The sequence below is a fragment of the Brachybacterium subflavum genome (genome assembly GCF_009299795.1).
Taxonomy (GTDB): Bacteria; Actinomycetota; Actinomycetes; order Actinomycetales; family Dermabacteraceae; genus Brachybacterium; species Brachybacterium subflavum.
On sequence record NZ_VIGP01000002.1, the window covers coordinates 137,018 to 154,432 of the forward strand.

Genomic DNA, 17,415 nt, shown 5'->3' on the forward strand with positions numbered 1-17,415 from the left:
GTCGAAGGTCCCGACCTTCTCCGTAGACTGCCGGGATGAGTCGCGAGGAGAGAGCACCCGGCACCGCTCCCCTGCCCGACCCCGCGCCGTCGGCCGCCGCTGCATCCCGTGCGCGCACACCGACCCCGGTGCGCACGCTCGCCCGCGCGAGCGCCGAGGAGCTCGTCGAGAAGAAGTCCCGCTTCCTCGCCGAGCTTCATCCCGTGACCTCGACCGAGCAGGCCGACGCGCTGCTGCGCGCCGCCCGCGCCGCGCACCCCGGCGCGCGCCACCACTGCTCCGCGCTCGTGATCTCGGAGGCCGCCACCGGCGCGGGCCCCGTGCAGCGCTCGAGCGACGACGGGGAGCCCGCCGGCACCGCGGGCATGCCGATGCTGCAGTCCCTCCTGCACGCGGACCTCACCGACACCCTCGCGATCGTGGTGCGCTACTTCGGCGGCGTGAAGCTGGGCGCCGGCGGACTCGTGCGCGCCTACACGGCCGCCGTCGAGCAGGCCCTCGCGCACGCCGAGCTGCTCGAGCGCACCGAGCGCAGCGAGATCCGGCTCGAGGTGCCCTTCACGGACGTCGGCCTCGCCGAGAACGCCGTGCGCCACTGGGCGGATCTCCACAGCGCGCGCAGCGCCCTCGTCGAGCCCACGGAGTACGGCGAGGGCGGCGCGCAGCTGCACCTCCTCATCGACCCCGCTCTGGCAGAGGACCTCGCCCAGGACGTCGCCGCGTGGTCGCAGGGCCGCTTCGTCCCGCAGGAGGCGGGGCGGCGCACGCTCGACGTGCCGCTCTGACTCCCACTCCGCGCTCGCTCCGGGTCCGCCCGGACACGGGGATCCCGCCCGAGACAGGGTGTACACATGCTGAACCCCGGGCGTACAGGGCCGGTGAGCGCCGGATCCGGGTGAACAGAAGGTGACATCGGGCCGTGCTGGCCACGCCTTAGACATGTGCCCCTGCTGTGACATCTCGTACAGGCACGCACGAATGCCCAGGAACCGGGTGAACGGAAGGTGAACGGGCCCCGGGGGAACTGGCACCCCGCATAATCCCCGGCGCACACTGGCGTCATGACAGGTGACATCGTCATCCTCGCCCTGCTGATCATCACGGCAGTGGCCTTCGACTTCACGAACGGCTTCCACGACACCGGCAATGCGATGGCGACGTCCATCGCCACCGGTGCGCTCAAGCCGAAGACCGCCGTCACGCTCTCAGCGATCCTGAACGTGATCGGCGGTTTCCTTTCCGTGGAGGTGGCGGTCACCGTCACCACCTCGGTGCTGAAGATCCAGGACACCGACACCGGAGCGCTGATCACGGGCCTCGACGCAGAGACGGCGATGTTCATCATCTTCGCGGGCCTCGTCGGCGGCATCCTGTGGAACCTCGCGACCTGGCTGTTCGGCATCCCCTCGAGCTCCTCCCACGCCCTGTTCGGCGGTCTCATCGGCGCCGGCCTCGCGGCCCTGGGCACGGTGGGCATCAACTGGGAGGGGCTGATGATCAAGGTCATCATCCCCGCACTGCTCTCCCCCTTCATCGCCGGCGCGATCGCCGCGACCGCCGCCTGGCTGGTCTTCCGCGTCACCGCGAACGTGCGCGAGGAACGCCGCGAGAAGGGCTTCCGCTACGGCCAGATCGCGACCGCCTCACTGGTCTCCCTCGCCCACGGCACGGGCGACGCGCAGAAGACCATGGGCGTCATCGCCCTGGGCCTCATCGCCCACGGCACCCTCTCCGATCAGGAGATCATCGACAACGGCCTGCCGCCGTGGATCATCATCGTCTGCGCGGGCGCGATCGCCCTGGGCACCTACATGGGCGGCTGGCGCGTCATCCGCACGCTCGGCAAGGGCCTCGTCGAGCTCGACTCCCCGCAGGGCATGGCCGCCGAGGCGTCCTCCGCGGCGATCATCCTGACCTCGAGCCACCTGGGCATGGCGCTGTCCACCACCCATGTGGCCACCGGCTCGATCGTCGGCTCCGGCGTCGGCCGTCCCGGCGCCCAGGTCCGCTGGGGCGTCGCCGGGCGCATGGCCGTCGGCTGGCTGCTGACGCTGCCCGCGGCGGCCGTCGTCGGCGCGATCACCTACTTCATCGGCCACCTCGTGGGCGGGGTCGGCGGCGCCTTCCTCGTCTTCGCGATCCTGCTGGCCGTCGGCGGATACATCTACTATCGCTCGCAGCTGCAGAAGGTCGACGCCGGCAACGTCAACGACGAGTGGGACGAGGGCGCCGAGGCTCCCTCCGCACTCACCCCCGAGGACGGCTACGTGCTCGAGACGCCGGCCGAGGAGGTCCGCACCCCGTCCTCCGCGGCGTCCGCATCCGCAGTGACTCCCGCGCCCGCGGCGACGCCCGCGACAACGAAGGTCCCCGTGTCCACGCCGAGCAGGAAGGACTCCTGAGATGTCCGCAGAATTCATCGAGATCATCACCGGCACGCTCAAGGTGCTCGGCGTCGGCCTGCTGCTCGGCGCGGGACTGCCCCTGCTCTTCTCGATCGGGATGAAGCTGCAGGACCGCGGCCAGGGCGGCGAGGAGCGCGACGGCACCGTGATCGCCGCGAACCCCGTGGCGCGAGTGGGCGCCTGGGCCATCTTCGCCGTGGTCGCGCTCGTCATCCTCTATGGTCTGCTGTTCATCACGAAGGGCAGCCTCGACCACTACCTTGGTATCCAGCTGCCCCTCTGAGGGCTTGCGAGATCGAGGGGCACAGGACTGATGAACAACCCGCTGAGCATGATCCTGAACTGGCTGCGCGTCGGCTATCCCGACGGCGTGCCGCCGAAGGACTTCTACCCGCTGCTCGCCCTCCTCACGCACAACCTGAGCGAGGAGGAGCTGGAGCGGATCATCCATGATCTCCAGCGCGAGAACCCCGAGGGCGACGTCACCCAGGAGGACGTCCGCGGGGCGATCGGCCGCGTGACGTCGGCGCCGGTCACGGAGGACCACACCCGTGAGGTCGCCGAGCGCCTGGCCGACGCCGGCTGGCCCGTCGACGAGGAGTCCGCCGAGGTCGCGCGGGCCGTCGCGGCCGACGGCGGCGTCGAGCGCGTGGACCACAGCCGTCGCGGCGCTCAGGCGGCCGCCGCCCAGTCCGACGCCGCTGAAGGCGCCCGCGAGGCCGATGCGGCCGACGGCGAGAGCGCTGCGCGCTGGACCGCCGAGCCGACCGACGGCTCCGCGACGATCGCACCCCGGACGAGCGCACCGCAGGCTGCCGACGCCTCGGCATCCACGACGCAGGGCCCGACCGCACCGGAGGACGCGACAGAGCCTGAGGACGCGGCGGCTCCTGCCGACGCGGCAGCGCCCGCCGATTCGGCAGCGCCCGCTGACACGCGAGCACCCGCTGACACGCGAGCACCCGCCGACGCGTCTGCACCTGCTGACGCGGCAGCACCGGCAGATGCCGACACCGCTTCGAACGCCTCGTCGGCCCCCGCGCCGTCGGTCCCCGGGTCGTCGGCCCCTGGCTCCGACCTGCCGCCCGCGCCGTCCTCGAGCACGGTCCAGAGGATCCTCGACTGGCTCTCCGCCGGCTACCCGGCGGGCATCCCGGCGACCGACCGCCTGCCGCTGCTCGCGCTGCTGCGCCGCCAGCTCACGGACGACGAAGCGAGGGAGATCGCCTCGCACCTCGTGGACGAGGCGGGGCACCGCATCGTCGACCCGACGGACGCGGGCGTCGCGATCACGCGCTACACCAACGATCTGCCCACCGAGCAGGAGATGCGCCGCGTCGCCGAGCACCTCGCCGTGCAGGGCTGGCCGCTGGGCGAGAGGCGCTGACCGCGCCGCACGCACTCCCCCGCACGCCGCGCAGCACCCCGGTTGCCCCGCGAACCCCGCGAGCCCCGCGGTGAGCGTCCGGCTCCCCTGACATGCACGAGCGCCCGATGCCTTGCGGCATCGGGCGCTCGTCGTTCCGGTGCGGGGTCGGGATGCTCCGCCGGGTCCCGTCATCGGGACCGGACGGGGTCAGGAGCGGTTCTTGGTGACCAGCCCGTAGATCACCATCACGATGATCGCTCCCACCACGGAGAGCAGGATCGTGCCGATGCTCCAGGGGTTGTTCATGATGCCGCTGATGCCGTCGCCGCCGAAGAGGCTGCCGATGAACCCGCCGACGATGGCTCCGATGACACCGAGGATGATCGTCATCCCGATGCCCATCGCCTGCTTGCCGGGCAGGATCGCCCGGGCGATGAGCCCAATGATGGCACCGATGATGATCCAGGAGATGATGAGACCGATGAGACCCATGGGGAAGCTCCTTTCCTCTCGGCCCGCGGATGCGGACCCTGTGAGCACCCACGATCCCACATCGTCGCCCCGGACCCCTAGGACATGTCCCGTCCGCGCGACGGCGAACATCTGTTCACCTGCTGGTCACACGGGCTCCTGATCCCTCACGTCGGTGCCGGGATCGGCGCGTCGATACCCGACAATCATGCTGTGACAGCCCCTGTGCCCGCGCTCCTCGCCGGAGACCGCGCCCCCGCGCCCCGCACCCTCGTCGACCTCTTCCGCGCGACCGTCGCCGCCCACGGCGACGCCCTCGCGATCGACACGGGGCTCGAGCCCCTCACCTACTCCCAGCTGCACGCCGCCGCCTCCGAGGTCGCGGGCCGTCTCGCCGTGATCGGCGTGGGCCCGGGCTCGCGGGTGGGCGTGCGCATCACCTCGGGCACGCCCGACCTGTACGTCGCGATCCTCGGCACGCTGCTCGCGGGCGCTGCCTACGTCCCCGTGGACGCCGAGGATCCGGACGAGCGCGCCCGCGTGGTCTTCGAGGAGTCCGGGGTGGCAGCAGTGCTCGGCGACGATCTCGCGCTCGCCCCGACAGGGGTGCATGCCGAGGAGCCCTCGGCATCCGGTGAGGTCGTCGCTCCCTCTCCCGAGGACGACGCCTGGATCATCTTCACCTCGGGATCGACCGGCAAGCCCAAGGGCGTGGCCGTCTCCCACCGCAGCGCCGCCGCCTTCGTCGACGCCGAGTCGCGGCTCTTCCTGCAGGACGCGCCGCTGGGCCCGGGCGACCGCGTGATGGCGGGCCTCTCGGTCGCCTTCGACGCGAGCTGCGAGGAGATGTGGCTGGCCTGGGGCCACGGCGCCTGCCTCGTCCCGGCGCCGCGCTCGCTGGTCCGCTCGGGGGTCGACGTCGGCCCGTGGCTGCTCGCGAACTCCATCACCATCGTCTCGACCGTCCCCACGCTGGTCTCGCTGTGGCCGGACTCCTCGCTCGAGGCCGTGCGGCTGCTCATCATGGGCGGCGAGGCCTGCCCGCCCGAGCTGGCCGCGCGACTCCAGGCCCCCGGCAGGGAGGTCTGGAACACCTACGGGCCGACGGAGGCGACGGTCGTCGCCTGCGCGGCGCAGCTCGACGGCACCGATCCGGTGCGCATCGGTCTCCCCCTGGCCGGCTGGGATCTCGCCGTCGTCGACGCGCAGGGCGAGCCGGTCGCGGCGGGAGCCACCGGCGAGCTCATCATCGGCGGTGTGGGGCTCGCCCGCTACCTCGACCCCGCGAAGGATGCCGAGAAGTACGCGCCCATGCCCGCCCTCGGCTGGGACCGGGCCTACCGCTCCGGGGACCGCGTGGTCAACGACTCGGACGGGCTGCTGTTCGCGGGGCGGGCCGACGACCAGATCAAGCTCGGCGGGCGCCGCATCGAGCTCGGCGAGATCGACGACCAGCTGCTGCGCCTGCCCGGCGTGGTCTCCGCCGCGGCGGCCGTGCGCTCCACGAAGACCGGCAACACGCTCCTGGTCGGGTACCTGACGGCCGAAGCCACCTTCGACGCGGACGCCGCCCGCGCCCTCCTGCGCGAGCGCATGCCCGCCGCGCTCGTGCCGCGCCTGGCCGTGGTCGAGGACATGCCCACGCGCACCTCCGGGAAGGTCGACCGCGACGCCCTGCCCTGGCCCCTGCCGTCGGCCCCGGGCTCGGCCCGCGACCTCGAGGGCACCGCCGCCTGGATCGCCGAGATCTGGTCCGACGTCCTCGGTGCCCGCGCCACCTCGGTGCGCGACGACTTCTTCGACCTGGGCGGCGGCTCGCTCACGGCCGCGCAGGTCGTCGGCCGGCTGCGGGAGATGCACCCGGAGGTCGCCGTCGCCGACGTCTACGCGCACTCCACGATCGCCTCCCTCGCCGCCGCGCTCGACGGGATGGGCACCTCGAGCGCCCGCAACGAGGACGAGGCGCCTCCCCTGCGCCGCGGCTTCCAGGCCGCCCAGCTGGTCCTGCTGCTGCCGCTGCGCGCCATCGGAGCGCTGCGCTGGCTCACCTGGCTGATGCTCGCCTCGACCCTCGCCTCCGGGCTGCTCGGCGTCGCCTGGGCGCCGACTGCTCCTCTCGCCGTGCTCGTCCCGGCGGCGCTCGTGCTCCTCGTCCCTCCCGTGCGGATGACCCTCGCCGCGCTGCTCGCGCGGCTGCTGCTCGCCGGGATCCGGCGGCCCGGCACCCACCGCCGCGGAGGCCTCGCGCACCTGCGCCTGTGGTGCGCCGAGCGCCTCCAGGAGGAGCTCGGCGCACACGGCCTCGCGGGCGCCCCCTGGGTCCCGTACTACGCGCGCCTGCTCGGGGCGAGGATCGGACGCGACGCGGATCTGCACGCGCTGCCTCCGGTCACCGGCCTGCTGCGCATCGGCGCCGGCGCCTCCGTCGAGCCGGAGGTCGACCTCACCGGCACCTGGATCGACGGCGACACCCTGCACATCGGCGCGGTGCGCATCGGCAAGCGCGCCCGCATCGGCGCCCGCAGCACCCTGGGCCCCTGCGCGCACGTGGGCAGGGACGCGGAGATCGCCCCGGGATCGGCCGTGCTCGGCGACGTCCCTGCGGGCGAGTTCTGGTCCGGCTCCCCTGCCCGTCGGAAGGCCCGCGCCCGCGGCCCCTGGTCCAGCGAGCACCCGCACCGCGGAGCGCTCTGGCAGGGCGTGTACGCGCTCGTCGCCCTGGTCATCGCGGCGCTCCCGGCCGTGGCCGTCGTCGCGGGCGGTGCGGTGGCTGTTCCCGCGATCGCCTCCGCGCCGACCCTGGGCGGGGCGGTCCTCGCGGCGCTGCCCTGGCTGCCGCTGTCCGCCCTCGTCGGCTACCTCGTGCTGATCCTGCTGGTGCTGGGCCTGACCCGGCTGTTCGCCCTCGGCATCCGCCCCGGCCATCATCCGGTGCGCTCCCTGCCGGGCGTGCAGATCTGGGGGACGCTGCGCCTGCTCGACGAGGCCCGCAGCTGGCTGTTCCCCCTCTACTCGGGTGCGCTCACCCCGCTCTGGCTGCGTGCCCTCGGCGCGCGCGTGGGCAAGGGCGTCGAGGCCTCGACGGTGCTGCTCATCCCGAGCCTCGTGCAGGTCAGCGACGACGCCTTCCTGGCCGACGACACTATGGTGGGCCCCTACGAGCTCGGCGGCGGGTGGATCCGCGTGGAGCGGGTGAAGGTCGGCAAGCGCGCCTTCGTGGGCAACTCCGGCATGCTCGCCCCCGGACGCAAGGTCCCCAAGAAGTCCCTGGTCGCGGTCCTGTCGGCGGCGCCCCGTCGGACCTCGGCGAAGGCCGGCGGCTCCTGGATGGGCAGCCCGCCGCGGCGGCTGCGCCGCGCCGGCAGCGAGGCCGACGCGTCCCGCACCTATGCGCCCGCGCGCCGGCTGCGGGTGTTCCGCGGGATCGTCGAGACCTGCCGGATCCTGCCGATGCTGCTGGCAGTGGTGCTGTGGGCGGCGGTCGGCGCGACCCTGCTCGTCCTCGTGGCCCGTTACGGGCTCGGCGCCGCGGTGCTGCTGGGCGGTCCGGTGCTGCTGGCCGGGTCGGTCGCCGCCGCTGTGGTCTCCGTGGCCGCGAAGTGGCTGATCGTCGGCCGGCACCGGGTGGGCGAGCACGGGCTGTGGACGTCGTTCGTGTGGCGCAATGAGCTTGCCGACACCTTCACCGAGGTGCTGGCCGCCCCGTGGTTCGCACGCGCCACGACCGGTACGCTCGCTCTGAACTGGTGGCTGCGCGCGCTCGGCGCCCGCATCGGCCGCGGCGTCTGGTGCGAGTCGTACTGGCTGCCCGAGACCGATCTGGTCGAGCTCGGCGACGGCGCGACCGTGAACCGCGGCTGCGTGGTGCAGACCCACCTGTTCCACGACCGCGTGCTCAGCATGGACGCGGTCGTGCTGGCCGAGGGCGCGACCCTCGGCCCGGGCAGCGTGATCCTCCCTGCGGCGCGGATCGACCGGCATGCGACCGTGGGACCGGTGTCCCTGGTGATGCGCGGCGAGAGCGTCCCGGCGGGGACGCGATGGCAGGGCAATCCGATCGGACCGTGGGAGGACGACGCATGAGGGGACACGGCGCGCACGCGCGCGGGACGGACGGCGCGGACCCCTACGTCCCCGGCCACGGTGACCGCTCCTTCGGGGTCGAGCACTACGACCTCGACCTCGTCTACAAGGTCGACACCAACCGGCTCGAGGGCGACGCGACGCTGCACTGCCGCGCCCTCGAGGACGCGGACTCGATCCGTCTGGACCTGTACGGTCTGAGCGCCCAGAAGGTGCAGGTCGACGGCCGCGCCGTGAAGACCAGACACCGCTCCGGCACGCTCACCGTGCGCACTCCGATCGCCGCGGACCAGGAGTTCACGGTGCGGGTGAAGTACTCCGGCAAGCCCCGCCCGGTGCCCTCGCGCGTGCTCGGCGCGACCGGCTGGGAGGAGCTGACCGACGGCGTCATCGTCTCCGCGCAGCCCCACGGCGCCCCCTCCTGGTTCCCGTGCAACGACCGGCCCGACGACAAGGCGACGTACACGCTGCACCTCGGCGCCCCGCCGGACTACTGGGTCGCCGCCGCCGGCGAGCTCGAGGGCACGCGCCGCCGCAGCGCGGTGACCACGTGGACCTACCGGCAGAACGTGCCGATGGCGACGTACCTGGCCACCGTGCAGATCGGCCGCTACTCCCCTGTCGAGATCTCCGGCGCCGGCGTGCCCGTGCGCACGCTCGTCCCGCAGGGCACGACGCCCGACGACCTGCTGGGATCCTTCGCCCGGCAGGGCGAGATGCTCGCCTTCTTCGCCGAGCTCTTCGGGCCCTACCCGTTCCCCTCGTACACGGCGGTGATCACCGAGGACGACCTCGAGATCCCGCTGGAGTCCCAGGGGCTCTCCACCTTCGGCGCAAACCTCGTGGACACCGGTTGGGAGTCCGTGCGCCTGATCGCCCATGAGCTCTCCCACCAGTGGTTCGGCAACGCCGTCACCCTCTCCGCGTGGAAGGACATCTGGCTGCACGAGGGCTTCGCCTGCTACTGCGAGTGGCTGTGGGCCGAGCGCTCCGGGGTCTCGACCGTGCAGGCGGAGGCCGAGAAGCACCACGCGCTGCTCGCCGAGCTCCCCCAGGATCTGCTGCTCGCCGATCCCGGGCCCGAGCTCATGTTCGACGACCGGGTCTACAAGCGCGGCGCCCTCACCGTGCACGCCCTGCGGATGCGCGTGGGCGACGACGCGTTCTTCGCGCTCCTGCGCTCCTACCTCGCCGAGCACGTCGGCGGGAACGTCACCACTGCGATGCTGCTCGAGCACGCGGAGCGCGAGAGCGGGCAGGAGCTCGGGGACCTCGCGGAGGCATGGCTCGAGTCGCTGCCGCTGCCGGAGTGCCCGCGTCCGGCCTGATCCCACGCGGACGTGCGCCGGGCCGACGAGGCGCGTCGGGCGGCGGGCCGCGGCCTCACAGCCGCGCGCAGGCGATCACGTGACCCGGCGGGGCCGGAAGGTCCTCGACGTCGAAGTCGGCGAGCGCGATCGTCGGCATCGCGCGGGCGAGCCCGACGCCGAGCGCCTTGAGGACCGCCTCCTTGCCCGCCCACAGGCGCGCGCGATCCTCCGGCGTCCGCTCGAGCCCGCGCTCGCTCGGATGCAGCACGAGGTCGGGCGACCACAGCCGGTCGACGGCGGCGACTGACTCGATGTCCACGCCCACCGGCCCCCCGCGTCGCACGGCCGTGACCAGGTGCGCGCCGCAGCGGGCAATGCTCACGGGGATGTCGGACGCGGCACCGATGCGGGCCCAGGGCCGGCCGTGCGCCGAGGAGCCGCATCGCGGGCAGTGCCGCCCCGTGCGCACCGCCGCCTCCTCCGCGCCGCAGGTCTCGGCGATGCGCACGCGCAGGATCGCATCGGCGTCGTCCTCGGCGCGATGCAGGGTGACGAGCGGGGACTCGTGACGGTGCTGGTGGGCGGCGGGAGCGGTCATGGCCGCCCCAGGATACGGGCCGCTCAGATGTCGTCCTCGCCCGCGGGGCCGCCCTCGTTCTCCCAGTTCTCCAGGCGGACGACGGTGCGCGGATTGAACTTCTGGCGCACGCCGTAGCCCACGCCGGCGTGCTCGTCCACGGGCAGCAGCTCGACGCCGAACTCCGCGAAGGCGCGGTGCAGCAGGTCGCTCTCCTCCGCCGTGGCGAGGATCCGCCCCTGCTCGACGGCGCGCAGCCTCTCGAGGTCGATGTCGGTGTGCTCGGCGAGATCGGCGAGCGAGACCTGGGCGAGAGCCCGAGCCGCACGGGCCAGATCCGCAGTGATCAGGGCCTCTTGCGTGTTCGTGGCACCACTGGGGACCTCCCGCGCGCAAAGCACCAGTGCCCCGATGCCCCGACACCCCGACACTGCTCCGCCGGACCGCAGTCTCCGAGCCGGACCAGCCGACACACTCCTGGTGGACCATCCGCTGAACATCATGCTCCGACGTCACGCTCGGCAATCGGGGAACGACGGTCCCGCGTCAGCGCGCAGCTGGACGTGGACCTTCTTCGCTCGGCAGACGCCGAGATTCGCCGCATGGCCACGGTGGATCTCGACCCGCATGTCCTCATCGCGCACTGATCGCTTCGAGAGTGGCCGGCCTGGCCCCGACGAGAGAGAAGCAGAGGGCCGCCTCGGGATCGAGTTCGTCCGGTGCAGCTCGGGGACGGATCCAGAGCTGATCGCCCACGCGCCGGAACCGCGCGCTCCGCTTCCACGCCCTCACGGAGATCAGCCCGGACTGGGAATGATGAGTCCGGCTTCGGCTCATCGCCACGGCGAGTCTCGCCGAGGTGACGCCCGCGAGGCCATGGCCTGCGAGGACTCGGCGTCGTCCACGATCTCCTCCGCACGGGCTTGACCCTGACGCGACGTCATCGTTTGGGCTTGTCCCATGACACGGATCGTCTTCTTCTACCTGGCCTCGTTCGGCACATCGCTGCTGGGCAACTCGATCACTGCGATAGCGCTCCCGCTGCTGGTCCTGTTCACCACGGGCAGTCCGCTGGGGGCTGGGGCCGTTGCCATCGCGGCAGCGTTGCCCGCCGCCGTCGCCGGACTGCTGATGGGCTCGCTCATCGACCGGATCAACCGCCGCACCGCCGCGATCCTCTCCGATGTGATCTCGGCCCTGGCCCTGATCATCCTGCCCGTCATCGACCTCACCGTCGGGCTGAACCTGGGATGGTTCATCGCCGTGGCAATCCTGAATTCCTTCGGCGACGTTCCCGGCATCACCGCGCGGGAGGCGATGCTCCCCGCCATCGCTCATGCCGGCGGGATGGATCCTTCGCGGCTGATCGGCCTGCGGGAATCCCTCGCAGGAGTCTCGCTCCTGGTCGGTCCCGCCATCGCCGGCATCCTCGTCGCCTCCCTGGAACCGGTGACGGTCATGTGGGCGACCTCCGGCATCGCCGCACTGGCGGCCCTGCTGACCCTCGTCATCCCCTCCCGAGCCTCGGGGCTGCCCCGTGAGCGGCAAGGAGATCCTCAGCACGAGTCGCCCGGCTCCGTCTTCCACGGCCTGGCGGTCATCTTCCGCACACCGCTCCTGCGCGTCGTCGTCCTGTTGGGTCTCGCGCTGGCAGTCGTGCTCGCCGCCACGCAGGGCATGGTGATCCCGGTGCACTTCGCATTCCAGAACGAGGCCGGTCTCGTCGGGTTCGTCCTCAGCGCACTGGCCGCAGGCCTCCTCATCGGCGGTGGCCTCTTCGCCGTATTCGGAACCAGGATCCCGCGCCGGGGGTGGTTCACCACCGGGGTCATCGTCGTCGCCGTGGGATTCGTCGTCATCGGCATACTCGGACCTGTGTGGTCGATCTTCACCGGAGCGGCGATCGTCGGACTGGGCGGTGGCTGCATGAACGCCGTCGTCGGACTGACTTTCGTCGAGAACGTCGCAGATGCCGAACGCGGGAAGGTGCTGGGCGCCCAGAACGCCATCATGACTGTTGTCCCGGCAGCCGGCATCGGCGTGGCCGCTCTGCTCATCGAGATCGGCACCCTGCACCTGGCCACCACAGCTCTCGCCCTTCTGTGGATCGGCGCGGCCGCCCTGGCCCTGCTCAGTCCCAGCATCCGCCGATCAGGACAGGTGTCCGCCTGATGCGCATCTCAGAACTGGCAGAACTCGCCGGGGTGACGGTCCGGACCGTCCGCTACTACCACCAGGCAGGCGCGCTGCCCGAGCCGCCGCGTCGACCCAACGGGTACCGGGACTACACCGCGGATCATCTGGTGTCCCTGCTGAGGATCAGTCAGCTGACCGACTCCGGTCTGTCGCTGGCGCAGGCAGGAGCCGTGGCCGCAGACTCCGACTCTCCCTCCACCGAAGAGGCGCTGGATGAGGTGGACCGGGCCCTGGAAGCGAAGATCACGGATCTGACCGCACAACGCGAACGCTTGGCCCGGGCGCGCGCCGGACGCCACGTCGGACTCTCCAGGGCAGCAGCTGCGCTGAGCCTGTCACCGGCCGATATCCCGGTCGCCATCGCCCTCGCCCACCTCTACCGGGACCATCCGCAGATCGACGCTTTCGCCGATGCACTCGATGACCCGCAGATGCGGTCGGCCCTGGTGCGCTTGCAGGAGCGTTTCGACGCCATCGATGAGAACACCGGTGACGGCGAGCTCGAGGAGCTCATGGAGCAGGCGCAGTCGCTGATCGACGAGGCCGCCGGTGGACTGCCCTCGCTGACCGAAGAGCAGGTGCAGGTGATCCTCGACCTGGCAGAACGCGAGCTGAACGACCGGCAGAAGGACTTCATGCGCATCGAGTCGGGGCCGCAGTCCCACCCCGGAGAGGAATCCTGACCATGCGAATCTTCGACAGCTTCCGAACAGTCCTGCGCGCCAGCTGGTACCCGTACCTCGTGTCCAATCTCGTCGTCTACGGCACGTTGCTGATGGCGATGATCGCGTCCGTCTACATCCCTGGTCTGCACGAGATCGGCCACCGGAACACCGAGGCCTTCCTCAGCTCGCCCGGGTCGTCCTTGGTCGTCGAGGCCTACAGCAGCGGCAGCATCGTCGAACCCGCACTGCTGACTCTCCTCGCCAACCTCCTGTTCGCAGCACTGGGAACCACGACGCTGCCCACGCTGATCGTTCCCTTCTTCGGTGTGGTCGCGACGATCGCACGGGCAATCTTCATCGGCATGCCGTACGCGCCGACAACGCTCGAGGAGCTGATCACGGTGATCACCGTCTCGCCCGTGCTGCTGATCGAGTTCCAGGCCTATGTCCTGGCGATGCTGGGATCGATCATCCTCTGGCGATCGACCTTCGGCTACCGCCGACGCAATCTCTCATCGGCCTGGGAGGGGTACCTTGCCGGCATCAAGGACAACCTGCGCCTCTATCCGATGATCATCATCCTGCTTCTGGTCATTGCGCTGGTCGAGGCCGTCACAGCCCTGTTCCTGCACTGAACCTCGATGCGCCATCAGGGCTCTCCCGCGTGCAGGGCCTTCAGCGCTGATGTCGGGTGCGGTGCTTCTCGAGCTGCCAGACAGTGATGATGGCGATGGCTTCCGCGAGGAGGAACACCAGCATGTACGGTCCGCCGGCGCCACCGCTGCGGTCCTGGGCGATGCCGCCGCCGTCGGCGAACAGGGCGCCGATGCCGTAGGCGAAGACATTGTTCATGACGTGGAAGGCGATCGAGGCTTCGAGACCCCGGCTCAGCAGAGACATGACCGCGGTGCTCGCCCCGAGGCCCAGGTAATTCAGGATCATCCATGGATCCAGGCTGGTGTGGACGATGGCGAAGAGGACGCTCGAACCGATGATGCCCACGATCAGCGCGGGGCGGGAAGCGCGGATCCACGACGCGTAGGAGGCGGTGAGGACACCGCGGAAAGCGACTTCCTCCGCCGCGGCCTGCAACGGCGTGGTCAGCACCAGCACCACCAGCAGCGCGATGGTCGTGCCGGAGACGGCGAACAAGGACAGCGGCGAGGGGTTGATCAGCTGGACCGCGATGTTGGCGAGGACCATCAGCACCGCGAAGAGGCCGACGTACATCGTCAGCCGACGCCACCGGAAAGCCCGCCCGGCGCTCAGTGCGGATCGCCAGGGCACCCGCCCGACCTTGGCGAGCAGGAGGAGCGCGAGCGGGGCGATCAGGATGATCGCGAGATTCGTCGCGAGGAAGGACAAGGGGGTCAGCGAGGCGCCATCGGGATCCTCGCCCAGCAGGGCGACCTCGACGATGGCGGCGGCACCGCCCAGCAGCAGTTGGAGGCCGTAGACCGCCGCGACGACGACGATCGTCAGCACCAGCGGGACCCACCACCGCATCGACAGGTGCGCGCCGAAAGGACGATTCCCATCGACGGAAGCGGGCGCGCTCGAGGTGTTGGTGAGGGACGGGTCAGGAGTCGTGGTCATGATGGTCCTTCGGGGAGTGTGAGCTGGACGGAGCGGAGCCGTCATCCGTGGTGGTGGCGAAGCGTCGCCAGATGGTGCCGAACAACAGCCCGATCGAGCCGCTCAGCGCCGCGACGACGATCGCGTTGGTGAGGGCGGTGACGGGCACCGCGCCGACGAGAACGAACATCGAGATGAAGAACGCGATGAGGCACAGCACGGCGATGGCTCGGTCTTGGAACCGCGTCAGAGCCCTTCCGAGTCGGCTGCGCAGTTCGGGGGTGTTCGCGCGGTTGTCGAGAAACAGCGCGATGAGCAGGAGGGGGACGACCTGCATCGCGCCCTCGTAGATGAGCGAGTCATCCATCGTGGCTCCGTGTCCGGTCCGGGCCGTGAGGGAGCAGCGGCTCATCGGACAGCTGGGCCTCCTCGGCGAAGAATCGCACCGGAGCGTGGTGGGCCGAGGCGCGGGGTCCGGTGGCCGGCCCCGGCAGCAGCACGCTGGCCGCGGTCTGATGCTGAGTGCCGAGCCGGACGAGGGCGGTCCGGTTCTCACTGCGCGCCCAGTCGTCGCACCGGCCGTGAGCGGGCACGAAGTATGCCGGTCGGGTCCCGCCGGGCGAGTCAGCCGGGCGCGCGAAGGCGGGATCGCGCGAGACCTCCTGGACCTCGAGCCGATCGGAGATCCGTCCAGTGCCGGTCATGTGGGGGCTCCTACGCGAAGGCGGGTATGTGCACCACCATCGGAAACCGTGCCCTGGGGGCACGGTCAAGGAAGTGCTTCCGATTCCCTCGCTCATCCACGAGGATGGAGATATGTCTGCTCCCCCTGGTGACCGCTGATGGAGTGGAGCACGCGCCGACTCGCGGACCTCGCGGGCACGACCGTGAAGGCCATTCGGCACTACCACGCGACCGGTGTGCTCGAAGAGCCCGCACGGGCGGCTAACGGCTACAAGCAGTACCGCACGGCCCACCTGGTGCGCCTGCTGCAGATCAGACAGCTCCGGGACCTGGGGATGTCAACGGCGGAGATCCGGTCGACGATCGATTCGGACGACCTGTTCTTCGACACCGTGCGCTCGCTCGACGCACGGCTCTCCGCCTCCATCGAACGTCAGCAGAAGATCCGGGCCGACCTCGCCGAGCTGCTCGCTCACCGCACCGGACCGGACGTCCCCGTAGGGTTCGAATCCATCGCGGACAGTCTCACCGAGCCAGATCGGGCGGTGATCGCCATCAGCGCACTGCTCTACGACGAACGGGGCATGCGAGACCTGCGCGAGATCGCCGAAGACCACCAGGACGCCGACATCGGGTTCAACGAGCTTCCGGCCGATGCCGACGCCGAGGCCATCCGTGCCGTCGCCGTTCGGCTGGCGATGGTGCTGCGCGGGATCCACGAGGACTACCCGGGCACTCGCACTCCGCCTCGGCCGACGAATGTGCGCGAACGCGAGGCGCTGCACGCCCTCTACCAGTCGCTACCCGACCTCTACAATCCCGCGCAGATCGAAGTCCTCGGACAGGCGTTCCGCCTCTCGCAGGAGGATGGTTCCTCGGACGAGGCCGGCAGCTGAGGAGAGCTGTCACGTCCGGCGCCGAGCCGCTGGGGCTGGCTCTGACGGAGCACACGCGAGGCCCGGACCCGCAGAAGTCTGCAGGTCCGGGCCTCGCGTGCGCGCCGTCGGCGGGGATCCCCGACGACGTGCGCGGTCAGCGGATCAGAAGTCCCAGTCGTCGTCCTCGGTGTCGACGGCCTTGCCCATGACGTAGCTCGAGCCGGAGCCCGAGAAGAAGTCGTGGTTCTCGTCGGCGTTCGGGGAGAGGGACGCGAGGATCGCGGGGTTGACCTCGGTCTGGTCCTGCGGGAACAGCGGGTCGTAGCCGAGGTTCATGAGCGCCTTGTTCGCGTTGTAGCGCAGGAACATCTTGACGTCCTCGGTCCAGCCGACCGGGTCGTACAGATCCTCGGTGTATTCCTCCTCGTTGTCGTACAGGTCCATGAGGAGGGAGAACGTGTAGTCCTTGAGCTCCTCCTGGCGCTGGGAGGAGGCCTTCTCCATCGCCTTCTGGAACTTGTAGCCGATGTAGTAGCCGTGCACGGCCTCATCGCGGATGATCAGGCGGATGACGTCGGCCGTGTTGGTCAGCTCGCCGTGGCTGGACCAGTACATCGGCAGGTAGAAGCCGGAGTAGAAGAGGAAGGACTCGAGCAGGGTCGAGGCGACCTTCCGCTTCTCCGCGTCGTCGCCCTGGTAGTAGCCCATGACGATCCGGGCCTTCTTCTGCAGCGCCTCGTTGTGCTCGCTCCAGCGGAAGGCCTCGTCGATCTGCTTGGTGTGCGAGAGGGTCGAGAAGATCTGCGAGTACGACTTCGCGTGCACGGACTCCATGAACGCGATGTTCGTGTAGACCGCTTCCTCGTGAGGGGTCACCGCATCGGGGATCAGCGAGACCGCGCCGACGGTGCCCTGCACCGTGTCCAGCAGCGTCAGGCCGGTGAAGACGCGCATGGTGAGGGTCTGCTCGCCCTCGCTCAGGCGGCCCCAGGACTGGATGTCATTGCTGATCGGGACCTTCTCGGGAAGCCAGAAGTTCCCGGTCAGACGGTCCCAGACCTCGCTGTCCTTCGGGTCGGGGATGCGGTTCCAGTTGATGGCCTGGACCGACGTCTTCAGGTGATCGGAGTTCACCGCTGCCTCACGTTCGCTCGGGGTGTTCTCGGCGTTCTCGGGTGCCGTTGGTCCCCCAGTCTAGGTGC

At 70.6% G+C, this 17,415-nt stretch carries 16 protein-coding genes; 10 read left to right on the forward strand and 6 right to left on the reverse strand.

Features of this window, described 5'->3' with window-relative positions; translation table 11 throughout:
* The first annotated feature begins 35 nt into the window (after positions 1 to 35).
* The 4 genes from FHG10_RS04465 (at position 36) to FHG10_RS18170 (ending at position 3,792) form a co-directional block, all read left to right on the forward strand.
* Positions 36 to 785 carry an IMPACT family protein gene (locus FHG10_RS04465; RefSeq protein ID WP_152352139.1) on the forward strand — a complete coding sequence of 250 codons (750 nt, stop codon included), beginning with the start codon at positions 36 to 38 and terminating at the stop codon, positions 783 to 785.
* 276 nt (positions 786 to 1,061) lie between these two features.
* Positions 1,062 to 2,402, forward strand: coding sequence for an inorganic phosphate transporter (locus FHG10_RS04470; protein ID WP_193636198.1), 1,341 nt, complete (start codon positions 1,062 to 1,064; stop codon positions 2,400 to 2,402).
* A 1-nt stretch (position 2,403) separates the two neighbouring features.
* Positions 2,404 to 2,688: a hypothetical protein gene (locus FHG10_RS04475; RefSeq protein ID WP_227488030.1), complete on the forward strand. Its 285-nt coding sequence runs from the start codon at positions 2,404 to 2,406 to the stop codon at positions 2,686 to 2,688.
* 30 nt (positions 2,689 to 2,718) lie between these two features.
* The gene (locus tag FHG10_RS18170; protein ID WP_227488031.1) at positions 2,719 to 3,792 is read left to right on the forward strand and encodes a DUF3349 domain-containing protein; all 1,074 of its coding nucleotides are present in this window, start codon (positions 2,719 to 2,721) and stop codon (positions 3,790 to 3,792) included.
* A 189-nt stretch (positions 3,793 to 3,981) separates the two neighbouring features.
* On the opposite strand, the gene FHG10_RS04490 is transcribed toward FHG10_RS18170, so the two are convergent.
* The gene (locus FHG10_RS04490; RefSeq protein ID WP_152352140.1) at positions 3,982 to 4,266 is read right to left on the reverse strand and encodes a GlsB/YeaQ/YmgE family stress response membrane protein; all 285 of its coding nucleotides are present in this window, start codon (positions 4,264 to 4,266) and stop codon (positions 3,982 to 3,984) included.
* Between the two features lie 192 nt (positions 4,267 to 4,458).
* Between FHG10_RS04490 and FHG10_RS04495 the strand changes: the two genes are divergently transcribed.
* Together FHG10_RS04495 and FHG10_RS04500 are read left to right on the forward strand one after the other, a co-directional pair.
* On the forward strand, positions 4,459 to 8,328 hold the full coding sequence (locus FHG10_RS04495; protein WP_227488032.1) for a Pls/PosA family non-ribosomal peptide synthetase: 3,870 nt from the start codon (positions 4,459 to 4,461) through the stop codon (positions 8,326 to 8,328).
* Complete coding sequence (locus tag FHG10_RS04500) at positions 8,325 to 9,656, forward strand: M1 family metallopeptidase (RefSeq protein WP_152352142.1); 1,332 nt, start codon at positions 8,325 to 8,327, stop codon at positions 9,654 to 9,656. The genes FHG10_RS04495 and FHG10_RS04500 overlap by 4 nt, the downstream gene beginning before the upstream one ends.
* A 55-nt stretch (positions 9,657 to 9,711) precedes the next feature.
* Here the strand turns inward: FHG10_RS04500 and FHG10_RS04505 are convergent, their stop codons facing one another.
* Positions 9,712 to 10,236, reverse strand: coding sequence for a 4'-phosphopantetheinyl transferase family protein (locus tag FHG10_RS04505; RefSeq protein WP_152352143.1), 525 nt, complete (start codon positions 10,234 to 10,236; stop codon positions 9,712 to 9,714).
* 23 nt (positions 10,237 to 10,259) lie between these two features.
* Entirely contained in the window at positions 10,260 to 10,616 is a 357-nt protein-coding gene (locus tag FHG10_RS04510; protein ID WP_152352144.1) for a hypothetical protein, read from the reverse strand.
* 559 nt (positions 10,617 to 11,175) lie between these two features.
* On the opposite strand from FHG10_RS04510, the gene FHG10_RS04515 reads away from it, so the two are divergent.
* From FHG10_RS04515 to FHG10_RS04525, 3 genes are read left to right on the forward strand one after another with little or no spacing between them, the layout of a single operon-like run.
* A complete protein-coding gene (locus FHG10_RS04515; protein WP_152352145.1) occupies positions 11,176 to 12,387 on the forward strand; it encodes an MFS transporter in 1,212 nt (403 codons plus the stop codon).
* The gene (locus tag FHG10_RS04520) at positions 12,387 to 13,094 is read left to right on the forward strand and encodes a helix-turn-helix domain-containing protein (protein ID WP_152352146.1); all 708 of its coding nucleotides are present in this window, start codon (positions 12,387 to 12,389) and stop codon (positions 13,092 to 13,094) included. The genes FHG10_RS04515 and FHG10_RS04520 overlap by 1 nt, the downstream gene beginning before the upstream one ends.
* A 2-nt stretch (positions 13,095 to 13,096) precedes the next feature.
* Positions 13,097 to 13,711: a hypothetical protein gene (locus tag FHG10_RS04525; RefSeq protein ID WP_152352147.1), complete on the forward strand. Its 615-nt coding sequence runs from the start codon at positions 13,097 to 13,099 to the stop codon at positions 13,709 to 13,711.
* Positions 13,712 to 13,751: 40 nt separating this feature from the next.
* On the opposite strand, the gene FHG10_RS04530 is transcribed toward FHG10_RS04525, so the two are convergent.
* Together FHG10_RS04530 and FHG10_RS04535 are read right to left on the reverse strand one after the other, a co-directional pair.
* Complete coding sequence (locus FHG10_RS04530; protein WP_152352148.1) at positions 13,752 to 14,672, reverse strand: CPBP family intramembrane glutamic endopeptidase; 921 nt, start codon at positions 14,670 to 14,672, stop codon at positions 13,752 to 13,754.
* The gene (locus tag FHG10_RS04535) at positions 14,656 to 15,018 is read right to left on the reverse strand and encodes a hypothetical protein (RefSeq protein ID WP_152352149.1); all 363 of its coding nucleotides are present in this window, start codon (positions 15,016 to 15,018) and stop codon (positions 14,656 to 14,658) included. The genes FHG10_RS04530 and FHG10_RS04535 overlap by 17 nt, the downstream gene beginning before the upstream one ends.
* A 475-nt stretch (positions 15,019 to 15,493) precedes the next feature.
* Here FHG10_RS04535 and FHG10_RS04540 point away from each other — a divergent pair, with 475 nt between their 5' ends.
* On the forward strand, positions 15,494 to 16,231 hold the full coding sequence (locus FHG10_RS04540; protein WP_152352150.1) for a MerR family transcriptional regulator: 738 nt from the start codon (positions 15,494 to 15,496) through the stop codon (positions 16,229 to 16,231).
* A gap of 144 nt (positions 16,232 to 16,375) precedes the next feature.
* On the opposite strand, the gene nrdF is transcribed toward FHG10_RS04540, so the two are convergent.
* On the reverse strand, positions 16,376 to 17,347 hold the full coding sequence (nrdF, locus tag FHG10_RS04545; protein ID WP_152352151.1) for a class 1b ribonucleoside-diphosphate reductase subunit beta: 972 nt from the start codon (positions 17,345 to 17,347) through the stop codon (positions 16,376 to 16,378).
* Positions 17,348 to 17,415: the final 68 nt, after the last annotated feature.

What these genes read in the sequence shown, in the direction of transcription:
- FHG10_RS04470 (WP_193636198.1), top strand. Translation starts at nt 1,062, where the DNA reads ATGACAGGTGACATCGTCATCCTCGCCCTGCTGATCATCACGGCAGTG.
- FHG10_RS04465 (WP_152352139.1), top strand. Translation starts at nt 36, where the DNA reads ATGAGTCGCGAGGAGAGAGCACCCGGCACCGCTCCCCTGCCCGACCCC.
- FHG10_RS18170 (WP_227488031.1), top strand. Translation starts at nt 2,719, where the DNA reads ATGAACAACCCGCTGAGCATGATCCTGAACTGGCTGCGCGTCGGCTAT.
- FHG10_RS04525 (WP_152352147.1), top strand. Translation starts at nt 13,097, where the DNA reads ATGCGAATCTTCGACAGCTTCCGAACAGTCCTGCGCGCCAGCTGGTAC.
- FHG10_RS04505 (WP_152352143.1), bottom strand. Translation starts at nt 10,236, where the DNA reads ATGACCGCTCCCGCCGCCCACCAGCACCGTCACGAGTCCCCGCTCGTC.
- FHG10_RS04540 (WP_152352150.1), top strand. Translation starts at nt 15,494, where the DNA reads ATGGAGTGGAGCACGCGCCGACTCGCGGACCTCGCGGGCACGACCGTG.
- FHG10_RS04475 (WP_227488030.1), top strand. Translation starts at nt 2,404, where the DNA reads ATGTCCGCAGAATTCATCGAGATCATCACCGGCACGCTCAAGGTGCTC.
- FHG10_RS04520 (WP_152352146.1), top strand. Translation starts at nt 12,387, where the DNA reads ATGCGCATCTCAGAACTGGCAGAACTCGCCGGGGTGACGGTCCGGACC.
- FHG10_RS04515 (WP_152352145.1), top strand. Translation starts at nt 11,176, where the DNA reads ATGACACGGATCGTCTTCTTCTACCTGGCCTCGTTCGGCACATCGCTG.
- FHG10_RS04535 (WP_152352149.1), bottom strand. Translation starts at nt 15,018, where the DNA reads ATGGATGACTCGCTCATCTACGAGGGCGCGATGCAGGTCGTCCCCCTC.
- FHG10_RS04490 (WP_152352140.1), bottom strand. Translation starts at nt 4,266, where the DNA reads ATGGGTCTCATCGGTCTCATCATCTCCTGGATCATCATCGGTGCCATC.
- FHG10_RS04530 (WP_152352148.1), bottom strand. Translation starts at nt 14,672, where the DNA reads ATGACCACGACTCCTGACCCGTCCCTCACCAACACCTCGAGCGCGCCC.
- FHG10_RS04500 (WP_152352142.1), top strand. Translation starts at nt 8,325, where the DNA reads ATGAGGGGACACGGCGCGCACGCGCGCGGGACGGACGGCGCGGACCCC.